The sequence below is a fragment of the Actinopolyspora alba genome, assembly GCF_900112765.1.
Taxonomy (GTDB): domain Bacteria; phylum Actinomycetota; class Actinomycetes; order Mycobacteriales; family Pseudonocardiaceae; genus Actinopolyspora; species Actinopolyspora alba.
Map to the genome: position 1 here is coordinate 329,353 of NZ_FOMZ01000004.1, position 12,510 is coordinate 341,862.

The following is a 12,510-nucleotide window of genomic DNA, read 5'->3' on the forward strand; positions in this document are numbered from 1 at the left end:
TCACAGCGGGCGCTTCGGCCCACGGGGACGACTTCACGAGGGAGGGGGCCGCCCACCGGCTTCACCGGTTCGCGCGCCGTCGCCGCCACCACAGCCCGTAGGCCACTCCGGCGGCGACGGCCCCCAGCGCGACGGCGGCCGTGGTCACGGTGGTCGCGGACGGGGTTGGGAACCGTGCCCGCAGCGATACCGGGTGTTCGAACACCAGAGCGGGCCAGCCGCGCTGCGCCGCCTCCTTGCGGAGGCCGCGGTCCGGGTTGACCACGGTCGGGTGGCCCACCAGCTCCAACAGCGGCAGATCGGTGATCGAGTCGGAGTAGGCGTGGCACTCCGACAGCGGGTAGCCCTCCCGCTCGGCCATCTCGGCCGCCGCGCGTGCCTTCTCCGTGCCGGTGCAGTAGAACTCCAGCTCGCCCGTGTAGCGCCCGTCCTCGATCCGCATCCGGCTGCTGGCCCAGTTCGTGACACCGAGCAGCCGGGCCACGGGGGCCACCACCTCCTCGCCGGATGCCGAGAGCACCACCACGTCGTCGCCCTCGGCGCGGTGCTCGGAGATGAGTTGGTTGGCTTCCCGGTAGACCAGCGGATCCACGATGTCGTGCAGCGTCTCGTCGACGATCGCGTCGACCTGCTCTACGTCCCAACCGGCGCACAGCGAGGCCAGGTGCTGCCGCATTCGTTCCATCTGGTCGCTGTCCGCGCCCGCGAGCATGAACATGAACTGGGCGTAGGTGCTCTTCAGCACTGCTCGGCGGTTGATCAGCCCTTCCCGGAAGAACGGTTTGCTGAACGCGAGCGTGCTCGATCGGGCGATGATCGTCCTGTCCAGATCGAAGAACGCCGCCCCGCGTGCTTCGCGGTTCTCGGCAGCATGCTGGGTCACACCGCCAGCATAAGAGCCGTTCCGGCCGGAAGCGTTCCAGTCGGTTCGAGCAGGACCCGGGCCGCTCCGACCGGTCACGCTTGTGCCGCTGCGCGAGCGAACCGTGTCAGCTAACTCTTTCGAATGAAAATAATGCTGGTTTTGAGTACGCAACGTGCAGATGCAGTTGCATGTGAACGGTTCGATTAATCCAAACGCAGGTTTTCGACCCGGCATATTCCTCCTAATGGACGCAACGCGTCCGTTCGAGGATGAGCGATACAGTGGAGGAGGTCCGGTGCACCGGACAGTTCAGCCCGACCCCCCGGGGCTGAACCACTGGCGGCCCTCGTCCCTCCCCCCTGGCGAGGGCCGCCCTTCTTTTCCGGTCCCGTGGTTCCGGCGGTTGCGTCCACATCGCCCCGGATCATCCACAGCTCCTCGATCTCGTGCTGGCGCACCGGACCCACCCGGCCACACGGTGGACGGGACAGGGAAGTGGGCAAGGTGAACGCGGCAGGGCGTGGTCGGCACCGGGAGGGAACTCACCGTGCCGCCGAGCACGCCGCTATCGGGGGGTGCCAGTGGGATGCCGGAAGACGCGAAGCGGGGACACGCGAAACCGGGACAAGCGACACCCGGGCGTGCGACGCCGGGAGAACCGCTGATCGTCACCGACGATCCCGATCTCGCCGCTGAACTTGCCGGGGTGGCCGCGGCGGCGGGCTGTGAGCCGCGCCGTGTCGCCACGGCGCGAGAGGTGGGTGAATCCTGGCACGAGGCTCCCGTGGTGCTGCTGGACACCGGCGCGCTGAAGGAGTGTTCGGCGGTGGGGCTCCCACAGCGTCCCGGGTTGATCCTGGTCACCGCGCGGGCGGAGCCGGAGTTCTGGCGAGCCGCCTTCCAAAGCGGGGCACAACACGCCGTCGAACTCGTTTCCGAGGAGCAACGTCTGGTGGGACTGCTCACCGAACTCACCGAGGACGTCCCGCCCCGGGAGGGACGTCTGCTGGCGGTACTCGGCGGCTGTGGCGGGGCGGGGGCCTCGGTGCTGGCCGCCGTCACCGGTGTGCTCGCCGCCCGTGCGGGCGGGCACTGCACGTTGCTCGACTGCGACCCACTGGGCGGAGGTCTGGATCTGCTGCTGGGGGAGGAACACACTTCCGGGGTGCGGTGGTCGGAACTGTCGCTGGGCACCGGGAGGTTCACCGCCGCGGCGTTGCGGGAGGCCCTGCCCTCTCGGCGGCTCGGTTCCGGTGAGATCGCCACCCTGAGCTGTTCCAGGGACGAGGTGCCGCGCGGCATGACACCCGACTCGGTGTGCGCCGTCCTCGACGCCGCCCGCAGGGCCGGTCAGACCGTGGTGTGCGATCTGCCCCGCGTGCAGAACGAGTCCACTCTGGCGGTGCTGCGTCGCGCCGATCTCACGGTGCTGGTGGTTCCGGCCGAGATACGAGCTTGCGTCGCGGCGGGTGGAGTGCTCGACGCCGTCCGGGACGTCGTACCCGGACAGCTGCGGGCGATCGTGCGGGGGCCGTCCCCCGGAGGATTGCGCCTGGTGGACATTCGTCGTGCCCTGGGACTGGAAGTGCTCACCGCGATGCGTACGGATCGCGGGATCGCCGCGCTCGTCGATCGGTTCGGATTGTGTGCCGTTCGGCTCGGTCAGCACCGGCCACCGGTTCGTGCCGGCAGGAAACTGCTCAGCCTGTTGGACGAGATCACCGGCGAAGTGCCGCGAACGGCTACTCGGCGGGAGACCTTCGCGCAGCACGGCCGTTCCCCGCTTCGGATCGCTCGCGGTGTCGGCGGGGATGGCCCTCCGAGTCCGTAGCGCGAGACTTCGAACGCCTTTTTACGTTTCGTGTTCGGTTTTTCGGTGCTCCCGCCTCGTGTGGACGCGGAAAGATCATCGAAGCGTCCGGTCAAAATCGTGCTTCTTTTCGGTTGCGATTCGGGATACCCGTACGCGGAAGACCGCGATCGCCTCCGATATCGAAATTCGGCACGAGTGTGGTTCCGAGTCCGTCCCAATGTGGCGGTGTCGCCCCCAATGTGGCGGTGTCGCCGATTTCGTGGTGCGCCCGGCACTCCGGGGCTCGACTCCCCGGGCGCGTCCCGCTTTCGGGGATCCGGGTCTCCCCACGGGCGGTGGCGGTTCTCCCCTAGGGGAAGGACTCGTCACGAGCCGATGCTCGGTACCTGCGGCGAAACGCGCTCACCGAGCTGCGTCGGAGTGAGCCGGCACCGGTACTCGGGAGTGTCCCCCGTGCTCGGTCACGGTGTTTTCCCTGCTTTTCCTCGGTTTCCCCCAGGCTGATCCGTGTCTCGCGGTCTCTTCGGTTACCTTAGCGTCGTTCGGGACGGTTCGCACGATGGAAGGAATCCGTGCGGGCGGCATCGCTCTCGCGTGCTGGGGTCTCGGATGCCGTGTTCCCGGTTCCGGGGATTTTTGATCTTCGAGGAAGATTCTTTTTCGTTGATGTCGAATTCGATCCGGCAAAGTTCGGGGTAATACCGGTAAACTCGCCGAAGAGTTCTTGCGCGAAGGCCGCGAATGCGACGAGGGGTGCCGTGTTCCGTGGTCACATGCTCGTGGATCCCTTCCGGGGTCACGACTATTTCGGACAGTTGTCGGGAGGAGGTTCGCGGTGTCCGAGTCTTCCAGCTCCAGTCCGCGACCCATGGATGTCACGATCGCCGAGAGTGTTGTTCGTACGGCTACCGGAACCGTGGATTCCGAAATGGTGGATCAGATCGCCAGAGTGTTGGCTCGTCACTCCGCGTTCAGTTCCGAACTCGCCGATACGGCCGCCAGGGGATTGCTGTCGACCGAGGAAGTCAGCGCCGCGAGTGCGCGTGCACACGAAGTGACCGAGCGTGAGATCCAACGTGTGCTCGCCAGCGCGCGGGTGCACGAGACGGACGCTCCGGTGCCGCCGCAGCCGCGTGGCAGGCCGGCAGCGGAAACCTACGAGGAGACCTACGAATCGGAGCCGTCGTTGCCCGCGCAGACCGCGGCGGCGATATTGGGAGTGCATCCCTGATCGAGCTCTTCGGTCAGGTGGTGGGGTGTGATCAGCCGGTCGGCAGCTCCACCCCACCGCTCCACCCCACCGCGGCGCTTCGCGGTCGATTCGCGACCGTGGGCCGATGTTTCAGTGCTCGGGCTGGTGGACGCGGGACGAGAGCGCGTCGATCGTGTCGTCCAGTTCCGCCAACCGTTGCCGGAGAATCGCGGCGAGTCGCGGATCCTCGGTTTCCTCCAGCGTCGCGGCGAGCTCGCCGTAACGGGTCAGCAGCGTGGCGATGTCGTTGCCCGATGTCTCCCACCCCTGCTCGTTCAACTTGACTCCCACCCTTTTCGTGTGAGCTTCGCCGGCCCCGCGTGGACCCCGTCGGTACGGCACGAGGCCCCGGAAGTCCGGCTTCGGTTGTCGCGGCCCGCGGCCGGATTCCTCACCACCGGCTCCGTCGCCGGTTACCCGAACCGAGCGCCCGTCATTCCTTCCCGGACATGTGTGTTCGCCGACCCCTTCGGACCGGTGTTTCGGGAGTTCGTTGCTCGCCATCGCTGTGTGCCGTGAAGAGTCCTAACACGAATGGCCTAACGGTGCCATGTGACTCGGGCTTCGCGACCCCGGTGTCCGCCGGTTCGGCAACGGTGGCTCCTACGCCGCTCGGTCCCTCGCTCCAGCTGTTCGGCGACTGCTTGTCCACAACAGACCCGCTTTTCCCCAGGGAGCGAGGTTCGGGATTGGCGTCGAGTCCGGATCGGAGCAGTGTGATCGGTGCGGACGACGACGCGGTGCGGGTGCTTTCCCGGCCGCCGGACGGAACTGAGGTGGGAACGATGCCGCTGTCCACCGAGCGAGGCTCCACCGCGGACTCGCACACGCCCTGCTCCGAGCGGGTGGACGAGAATCTCGTGAACCGGGTACGGGCACGTCTGGTCTCCGAGGGGAGCGACCTCACCGCCCACGCCATAGCCGTCGCCGTACGTGAGGAGAGCGGAGCTCCGCTCGGTGACGGCGAGGTTCTCCGCACGATCCGCCGACTGCACCGCGAGTTCCTGGGGGCCGGACCACTGGAGTCGTTACTGCGGCGTTCCGATGTCACCGACGTTCTGGTGAGCGGTCCCGACGAGGTGTGGGTGGACCGGGGTGCCGGTCTGGAACGTGCCGGGGTGAGCTTCACGAACGAGGAGGAGGTGCGCAGGCTCGCCCAGCGGTTGGCCCTGGCCGCGGGCCGCAGACTGGACGACGCCCAACCCTGGGTCGACGGGTGGTTGCCCGAGAGCACGGCGGGCACCACGGTGCGGTTGCACGCGGTGCTCGCCCCCGTGGCCGCGGACGGGACGTGCGTCTCGCTGCGAGTTCTGCGGCCGGCGGTGCACGACCTGGCGAGTCTGTGGCGGCTCTCGGCGTTCGACTCCGACACCTGGTCGTTGCTGCGCTCGATAGTGGCCGCACGCCCGGCTTTTCTGGTCACGGGAAGTACCGGTTCCGGTAAGACGACACTGCTCGGCGCGCTGCTGGGGGAGGTGCCCGACACCGAGCGCATCGTGTGCGTGGAGGAGGCGCGGGAACTCAACCCGGTGCACCCTCACGTGGTCCGGCTGGTGGCGCGAACTCCCAACATCGAGGGCAGCGGACAGATACGGATGAGCGAACTCGTGCGGCAGGCGTTGCGTATGCGCCCGGACCGGATAGTGGTCGGAGAAGCGCGCGGTGCCGAGATCCGGGAGCTGCTCGACTGTCTCAACACCGGTCACGAGGGTGGGGCCGGAACGGTGCACGCCAACTCCCCCGCGGAGGTCCCGGCGCGGCTGGAGGCTCTCGGAGCGCACGGCGGTATGGGGCGTCGGGCGCTGCACAGCCAACTCGCCGCCGCGATCCGGGTGGTGCTGCACATGCGCCGTACCGCCCGCCGGGGGAGGCACCTCGCGGGGGTAGGGGTGCTGCACCGGGCCGGTTCGGAAGCCCGGGTGCGGCCGGCGTGGGAAGTCGAGTCCGGTTGGGGACCGGGGCGTCGCCAGCTGCTGGACATGCTCGCGGCGGGAGCGGAGCGGACCGAATGCTGACCCCGTCACATGCCCATGGGGCACCGGCGGTTCCGATGTCCGTGGTGCTCGCTTCCGCGGCGCTGCTGCTCGGTTGGCCCGACCGAGTGGCCGCGAACAGACTGGCGCTGCTGCGCGGTCCGGCCGGTTCCGCTCCGCGTTCGTGGCCTCGGCCTGTCGTGCCCGTTCTCGGCCTCGGCTGCGTCGTGCCGCTCGTGTCGTTCGCGGACGTCACGGTGACCCTCGTCGTCGTGCTGCTGGTATCGATCGGCGAGCGACACCGCAGGTGGCGTGCGCGTTCCGCACGCAGGCTGCGGGTGCTGGAAGCGCTGGTGGCGGGACTGCGGGTACTGGTGGGTGAACTGGAGGTGGGGACGCATCCCGGTGCCGCCGCCGAGAGTGCCGCCGCCGACAGCACAACCGAGGTGAGTGGGTTCTTCGCCGACCTCGCGACCACGGTGCGCCTGGGAGGTCTCCCCGACCGGGAGTTCGGAACCGGATCGCTGTCCGCCGAGGTACACCGGGATGCCGCCCGGATAGCGCGTCGCTGGCGACTCGCCGAGCGGTACGGCATCCCGCTGGCGCGGTTGCTCGAAACCGCGCGGACGGATCTGGAGCACCGGCTCCGGGCCGAGCGGGACGTCGAAGCCAAGCTGGCCGGGGCACGTGCCACCGCCGCGGTGTTGATCGCCCTACCCGTGCTCGGACTAGCGCTCGGGCAGGCCAGCGGGGCCGATGCCCTGGGCGTGCTCACGACGGACCCGCTCGGACACGTCCTGCTGCTGTCGGGAACCGGTTTGCTGTGCGTCGGTGTGCTGTGGGTGCAACGACTGACCGGCAGCGGAGCGCGGCAGTGACCACGGCCTCCTCGGTGCCCACGGCCTTGTCGGTGCTCGACCCGCCGGTACTGCCGATGGTGACCGCGGCTCTGCTGCTGTTGGGCGACGGGGCCGCCGCTCGGAGGTTGCGTGGTGTGCTGCCCGCGCGCCGCGCGGGCGACTCACGGGACGCGTCCCACGCCTCGGGTGCCGGACGCGTGAAAGTCGTTCATGCGCTGCGTGCCTCGGCCTCGCGGCAGGTGTTCCTGCCGGTCGCACTCGGCTCGGCCGTGGGGCTCGGCACGGTCGTCGTGCTGCTGGGGTCGCACGGTCCTTCGGCGGCCCTGACCGTGGCACTCGGCGTGGGTGCGGTGTCGGCTCGGGGCTGCCGCCTCGCACTGGCTCGCGGAAGGAGGCCGCCCCCGACTCCGCCGACTCGAGTGGCAGCCGGCTGTGAGCTGTTGGCCGCGGGACTGCGGGCGGGACTGCCGCCGACAGCCCTGTTGCACGAGATGGCAACCGAGTTCGACACCCCCGCCGCGAACGGGCTCCGCGAGGTTTCGCGAGCGCTCGCGCTCGGGGCCGATCCGGACACCGCCTGGGAATCCGCCGTGGCACGACCGGAGACCGCCGAACTCGCCAGGGCGGCCCGTCGCAGCGCGGGCAGCGGCAGCGGCCTCGCGCGAGTCGCCGAGCAGATCGCCGTCCGGCAGCGAGCGGCGGCGCGGGAAAAGGCGATGGCCGATGCGGAGCGAGCGGCGGTCCGGGTGACGGCACCGCTGGGGCTGTGCTTTCTGCCGTCGTTCTTCTGCCTCGGTGTGCTGCCGATCGTGCTGGGGATGGTCCAACGGCTCCAGGGCCACTGGTGAGCGGGCGCGTCGCCCGGCGGCAGGACGAGCCGGGAGCCCGGGGGCGGAACCCGCTCGAACGCACCGCTCGGCTCACACGGACCGAGCGCTCGGAGGAATCGACCCTGGTTACTGGAAACCTCTGCTTACCGACAACCACCGATGTTCGACGAACGGAGTGAGAACATGACACGAATTCGACGGATGTACCAGTATCCCCACGGGGAGTCGCTCCGGAGGATCCCGAACGGATGCCTCCGGTGTCTCCGGCTCGTGCTGCGCGGGGAGTCCGGCATGAGCACGGCCGAGTACGCGATCGGCACGTTGACGGCGGCCGCTTTCGCCTCGGTGCTGTACATGCTGGTGACAAGTGATTTCGTTACCGAAGCGCTGACCTCGCTGCTGCGGCAGGCACTGTCGGGGCAGTCGCGTTGACCGGCGGTGGTTCGGGCGGGGCGGTGCGCGCGGAAGGCTCCACCGAACCCGACACCGCCCCCGACTCCGGGAGCGTGACCGTGGAGGCCGCGCTGGGAATCTGCTCGGTGGTGGCCGTTTTCCTGCTGGTGCTGGGGGCGATCACGGCCGTTTTCCTCCAGCTCCGCTGCACCGATGCCGCTGTCGAGGCGGCCAGGTTGCGTGCCCGCGGGGACGTTGTCCGCGCGGAACGAGCGGTGGAACGCGTGGCCCCGGACAACGCGCGGCACCACACCACCGTCGCGAACGGATACGTGACGGTCACCGTCGGCGTTCGGCCGCTCGGGGAGGTCCTTCCACTCCGGTTGCGCGCCCGGGCGCACGCGGCGCTCGAACCCGGCGTCGCGGGGGCGGACATCCCGGAAGTCGGGCAGCGCGACGCCCCCGGCGGCACTCCGGGGGATCCCGGATGAGTTCGGTGGGGCGTGCTCGGTCCGGCGGTGACTCGGTTGACCGGGGCAGCGCCACGGTTCCGGCCGCGGTGCTGACCCTGGCGGTACTCGCGGCGTGCTGGATCGGTGTCCAGTTCGGTGCGGTGCTCGTCGCGGGTCATCGGGTGCGTGGCGCGGCCGACCTGGCGGCCCTGGCAGCGGCGGCACACAGCCACGAAGGGCGGCACGATGCCTGTTCCCGTGCGGAGGAGGTAGCACGGCGAATGAACGTCGCGCTGGCCGAATGCCTGATGGACGGTGGACGGGCACGGGTTCGCACCGAACTGGAGGTCCCGGCGGCACCACCGGGAACCGGGCGCGTGACCGGGCGGGCGATGGCCGGGCCGGTCGACGATCGGCGGGGCTGATCGAAGCCTCCGTTCGTCCTCGTTCGCGGTACCGGGCCCGGTGGCTGGTTCCGGCGGCGAGCTCCGGCGTGAGTTCCCGCTCCGCGCGTACGTCGTCGAACCGGACGGAGAGCAGGCCGATCCGAATGCTGCGTCCACAGTGGAATTCAAACGCGTCGTTCGTCCGGCCTCGCCGGGAGAGTCCACTTCGTGCGAGACCGCTCGTCACGCGACGAGTGGTAGCGGTGGGACCACTCGTTACCGCTGCGAGTTCGGCCGCTCTGTTATCCGGATCACGCTCGTCGCCCTGCGGTGACCGGTCGTCGACGCGGGGGTGTACGAAACGCCTTCGCTTGCCGTTGGTTGGAGGTACCAGCGCGGAACAAGGAGGCGTGACGAAATGGATTTGGCGACGGAAGGTTGGCGCAATGCCTTCCGGATCGAGCTGCGGGTGCAGGTCCTCGAACTGGCTTCGCACGGCTGGCCGGTGTTTCCGGGGAGCTACCCTTCGGGCGACGGATGGGTCGGCCGCGAGAGTTCGACCGATGAGACCGGGCAGGGGCCGCTTCCGGTGCACCGCGACTGGCGGGACCTGCTGAGCGCCGATGCCGACGACGTCGCCGGCTGGTGGACGACACATCCCTACAGCGTGCTGTTGGCCACAGGGGCGGGAATCGAGGCGATCGAGGTGGACGCGGACCTCGGACGTCGGACCGCGATCGCGCTGCGCGCGCTGGCAACCCCCACGCCGATCGCCGCCACCCCCCACGGCCGGTGGTACTTCTTCACCGAGGCCGGTCAGCGGTTGTCCGAGGAGCTGGCAGCGGCGGACGGCGTGCGACTGCACGCGGCGGGTAGTTGGCTGCCGCTGCCGCCCTCGACCTTCCCGAACGGAGTACTGCACTGGCGGGTCAAGCCGCAGCTCTGCGGTTGGCGGCTCCCCGAACCGGCACACGTCCAGGACGCGCTGATCACCGGACTGCACCGGCTCCACGGTGATCGGGTGCTCACCGCCACGGCCTGACGGGGATGCCACGGGCCTGGACCGGGCCTCGTCACCTCGGTTCCCCGGTGTGCGGTGGCGGAAACTCCCCGGCATCAGTCCCGGAACCCGGTAGTTTCACAACAGAATCCGGCGGTACTGGCGCTCAGGCCGGTGCGGCATCGTTCCGTTCGGCCAGCAGTACGTCCAGTACCGCCACTGCCCCCGCCTTGTCCAGCGGTTCGTTGCCGTTGCCGCACTTCGGTGACTGAACGCAGGACGGGCAGCCGGCCGAGCAGTCGCAGGCCACGATCGCCTCCCGCGTGGCGGCCAACCACGGGAACAGCGCGGCGAAACCGCGATCGGCGAACCCGGCACCCCCCGGGTGTCCGTCGTGGACGAACACCGTCGGCTCCCCGGTGTTCGGATGCAGCGCGGTGGACACCCCGCCGATGTCCCATCGGTCACAGGTCGCGAACAGCGGTAGCAGGCCGATCGCCGCGTGCTCGGCAGCATGCAGCGCGCCGGGGATGCGCGCCGGATCCAGCCCGGCGCCCCCCGGCGCGCTGCCCACCAGCAGTTCCTCGTCGAGGCTGTACCACACCGCTCGGGTGGCCAGCGTCCGTTCGGGGAGGTCGAGCGGCAGCTGATCCAGCACTTCTCCGCTGGGGAGCCTGCGCAGATACCCGGTCACCCTGGAGGTGACCTCCACCTCGCCGAGGTTGATCGACAGTCCGTTCGACGTCCGCAGCTGCCGCAGGGTGCGCAGCACCGCGATGTCGGTTTCCTCGCGTGGCGAGGTGTTCCACTCCGGATCCTCGGCGTGGACCAGTGCGATTCCCTCGTCGAGGTCCAGTTCGTCCACCACGAACGATTCGCCCTGGTGCAGGTAGACGGCTCCCGGGTGGACGAGGCCGTGGGCCGATTCCGGATCCACCGTTCCCAGTAGCCTGCCGGAGTCGCTCTCCACCACGGCTGTCTGCTGCCCACCGGAGCCGCGCAGTTCCACCGAGCGGTGCGGTGGTTGCCGTGCCGTCCAGTACCACCCGTTCCGGCGAGCGCGGAGTTCGCCTGCCTCGGTCAGTCGCGTCACGTTCTCGCGCGCCGTCTCGCCGCCGAAATCCTGCAGCGCCCGTTCGTCCAGCGGTAGTTCGGCCGCGGCGCAGGCGAGGTGCGGTCGCAGCAGGTGGGGATTTCCCGGGTCCAGCACCGTGGCCTCCACCGGGCGGTCGAAAACCGCCTCCGGGTTGTGGGCGAGGTAGGTGTCCAGTGGATCGTCCCTGGCCACGAAAACGACCAGCGCTCCGTCGCCCTCGCGACCGGCGCGGCCCGCCTGCTGCCACAGCGAGGCCAGGGTCCCCGGGTAGCCCGCGATGACCACCGCGTCCAGCCCGGAGATGTCCACCCCGAGCTCCAGGGCGTTGGTGGTCGCCAGCGCGCGTAACTCGCCCGAGTGAAGTTCGTGCTCCAGTTCCCTGCGTTGTTCCGGCAGGTAGCCGCCGCGGTAGGCGGCCACCCTGCTCGCCAGCTCCGGTGCCACTTCCCGCAGGGAGCGCCGTGCCCCCAGCGCCGCGAGTTCGGCCCCCGCGCGGGAGCGTACGAACGCCAGGCAGCGGGCCGACTCGATCACCAGATCGCTCATGATCCGCGCGGTCTCCGCCCCGGCGGAACGTCGGACCGGTGCCCCGTTCTCCCCGGTGACCTCCTCCAGCAGCGGTGGTTCCCACAGCACCACGGTGCGCCCGCCGCGCGGGGAACCGTCCTCGGTGACCGCCTGACAGTCCCGGCCGGTCAGGGCGCCGCCCAGTTCGGCCGGTTCGGCGACGGTGGCGGAGGCGAGCACGAAGACGGGGGTGGCCCCGTAGTGCTCCGCGACACGGCGCAGCCTGCGCAGCAGCAGCGCGATGTGGGAGCCGAAAACACCCCGGTAGGTGTGGCACTCGTCGACCACGATGTAGCTCAGGTTCCGGAAGAACCGGGACCAGCGCGAGTGCCGGGGCAGTATTCCGTGGTGCAGCATGTCCGGATTGCTGAACACCCATCTGGCGTGTGCCCGTACCCAGTCCCGCTCCGTGTTGGGGGTGTCACCGTCGTAGGTGGCGGGCCGTACCCCCGGCAGGTCGAGCGCCGCGACCGAACGCAGCTGATCGGTTCCGAGGGCCTTGGTGGGCGAGATGTACAGGGCGGTGGCACGGCTGTCGAGGTCCAGTCGGGTCAGCACCGGAAGCTGGTAGGCCAGCGACTTGCCCGAGGCCGTGCCAGTGGCGACCACGACGTTCTCCCCGCCGTGCGCGAGTTCCGCCGCTCGCAGTTGATGGATCCAGGGACGCTCCGTCCCTCGGGCGCGCAGCGCGGCCACCAGCCGGTCCGGTGCCCAGTCCGGCCAGTCGCCGTGCCGGGCGGGGCGTTCGGCGAGGTGCTCGACGTGGCGTACCGGGGACCGCTCGGGCGGTGTGCCCGCCAGCACCCTGTCGAGCAGCCGGTTCCCGCCGTCCGCTCCGTACGCACGGTCGCGTCCCGTTGAACTCACGTTCCGAGCCTCGCACAACCGGCCGTCGGTGGTGCGCGCAGTGCGAGCTCACCGGGCGAGCTCACCGGGCGAGTGCATCGGGACGTTCCACGGGACCGCTCCACTGGGCGACTCGCCGTGCTGTTCGCCCCCGGCGGGCGGAAGGACACGCCCCCC

General features: G+C 69.7%; 12 protein-coding genes. 9 read left to right on the forward strand and 3 right to left on the reverse strand.

The annotated features are described in order from the left end of the window. Positions 1-61 precede the first annotated feature (61 nt). Entirely contained in the window at positions 62-883 is an 822-nt protein-coding gene (locus tag BM150_RS07885) for an HAD-IB family hydrolase (protein ID WP_245755346.1), read from the reverse strand. A 568-nt stretch (positions 884-1,451) separates the two neighbouring features. Between BM150_RS07885 and ssd the strand changes: the two genes are divergently transcribed. Together ssd and BM150_RS07895 are read left to right on the forward strand one after the other, a co-directional pair. Further along, positions 1,452-2,696, forward strand: a complete 1,245-nt coding sequence (gene ssd / locus BM150_RS07890; protein WP_245755347.1) for a septum site-determining protein Ssd — start codon at positions 1,452-1,454, stop codon at positions 2,694-2,696. Positions 2,697-3,606: 910 nt separating this feature from the next. Continuing rightward, the gene (locus tag BM150_RS07895; RefSeq protein WP_245755348.1) at positions 3,607-3,909 is read left to right on the forward strand and encodes a hypothetical protein; all 303 of its coding nucleotides are present in this window, start codon (positions 3,607-3,609) and stop codon (positions 3,907-3,909) included. A 111-nt stretch (positions 3,910-4,020) separates the two neighbouring features. Here the strand turns inward: BM150_RS07895 and BM150_RS07900 are convergent, their stop codons facing one another. Continuing rightward, the gene (locus tag BM150_RS07900) at positions 4,021-4,209 is read right to left on the reverse strand and encodes a hypothetical protein (protein WP_092925735.1); all 189 of its coding nucleotides are present in this window, start codon (positions 4,207-4,209) and stop codon (positions 4,021-4,023) included. A 566-nt stretch (positions 4,210-4,775) separates the two neighbouring features. Here BM150_RS07900 and BM150_RS07905 point away from each other — a divergent pair. The 7 genes from BM150_RS07905 to BM150_RS07935 all read left to right on the forward strand — a co-directional run bounded on the left by BM150_RS07905 (position 4,776) and on the right by BM150_RS07935 (position 9,866). After that, on the forward strand, positions 4,776-5,945 hold the full coding sequence (locus BM150_RS07905; protein ID WP_342752554.1) for a TadA family conjugal transfer-associated ATPase: 1,170 nt from the start codon (positions 4,776-4,778) through the stop codon (positions 5,943-5,945). A 44-nt stretch (positions 5,946-5,989) separates the two neighbouring features. After that, complete coding sequence (locus BM150_RS07910; RefSeq protein WP_175496729.1) at positions 5,990-6,781, forward strand: type II secretion system F family protein; 792 nt, start codon at positions 5,990-5,992, stop codon at positions 6,779-6,781. Next, positions 6,778-7,611 carry a type II secretion system F family protein gene (locus BM150_RS07915; RefSeq protein ID WP_245755350.1) on the forward strand — a complete coding sequence of 278 codons (834 nt, stop codon included), beginning with the start codon at positions 6,778-6,780 and terminating at the stop codon, positions 7,609-7,611. Before BM150_RS07910 ends, BM150_RS07915 begins: the two co-directional genes overlap by 4 nt. A gap of 183 nt (positions 7,612-7,794) precedes the next feature. Beyond that, positions 7,795-8,025 carry a DUF4244 domain-containing protein gene (locus BM150_RS24715; RefSeq protein WP_092925741.1) on the forward strand — a complete coding sequence of 77 codons (231 nt, stop codon included), beginning with the start codon at positions 7,795-7,797 and terminating at the stop codon, positions 8,023-8,025. After that, positions 8,022-8,477 (forward strand): TadE family type IV pilus minor pilin, encoded by a 456-nt coding sequence (locus BM150_RS07925; RefSeq protein WP_217641450.1) that lies wholly within the window; start codon positions 8,022-8,024, stop codon positions 8,475-8,477. Before BM150_RS24715 ends, BM150_RS07925 begins: the two co-directional genes overlap by 4 nt. Next, the gene (locus BM150_RS07930; RefSeq protein WP_092925546.1) at positions 8,474-8,863 is read left to right on the forward strand and encodes an Rv3654c family TadE-like protein; all 390 of its coding nucleotides are present in this window, start codon (positions 8,474-8,476) and stop codon (positions 8,861-8,863) included. Before BM150_RS07925 ends, BM150_RS07930 begins: the two co-directional genes overlap by 4 nt. A gap of 379 nt (positions 8,864-9,242) precedes the next feature. Further along, positions 9,243-9,866, forward strand: a complete 624-nt coding sequence (locus tag BM150_RS07935) for a bifunctional DNA primase/polymerase (RefSeq protein WP_092925548.1) — start codon at positions 9,243-9,245, stop codon at positions 9,864-9,866. A gap of 124 nt (positions 9,867-9,990) precedes the next feature. Here BM150_RS07935 and BM150_RS07940 read toward each other — a convergent pair whose 3' ends face one another. Further along, entirely contained in the window at positions 9,991-12,354 is a 2,364-nt protein-coding gene (locus tag BM150_RS07940; protein ID WP_092925550.1) for a DEAD/DEAH box helicase, read from the reverse strand. Positions 12,355-12,510 lie beyond the last annotated feature (156 nt).

What these genes read in the sequence shown, in the direction of transcription:
- BM150_RS07930 (WP_092925546.1), top strand. Translation starts at nt 8,474, where the DNA reads ATGAGTTCGGTGGGGCGTGCTCGGTCCGGCGGTGACTCGGTTGACCGG.
- BM150_RS24715 (WP_092925741.1), top strand. Translation starts at nt 7,795, where the DNA reads ATGTACCAGTATCCCCACGGGGAGTCGCTCCGGAGGATCCCGAACGGA.
- BM150_RS07935 (WP_092925548.1), top strand. Translation starts at nt 9,243, where the DNA reads ATGGATTTGGCGACGGAAGGTTGGCGCAATGCCTTCCGGATCGAGCTG.
- ssd (WP_245755347.1), top strand. Translation starts at nt 1,452, where the DNA reads ATGCCGGAAGACGCGAAGCGGGGACACGCGAAACCGGGACAAGCGACA.
- BM150_RS07895 (WP_245755348.1), top strand. Translation starts at nt 3,607, where the DNA reads ATGGTGGATCAGATCGCCAGAGTGTTGGCTCGTCACTCCGCGTTCAGT.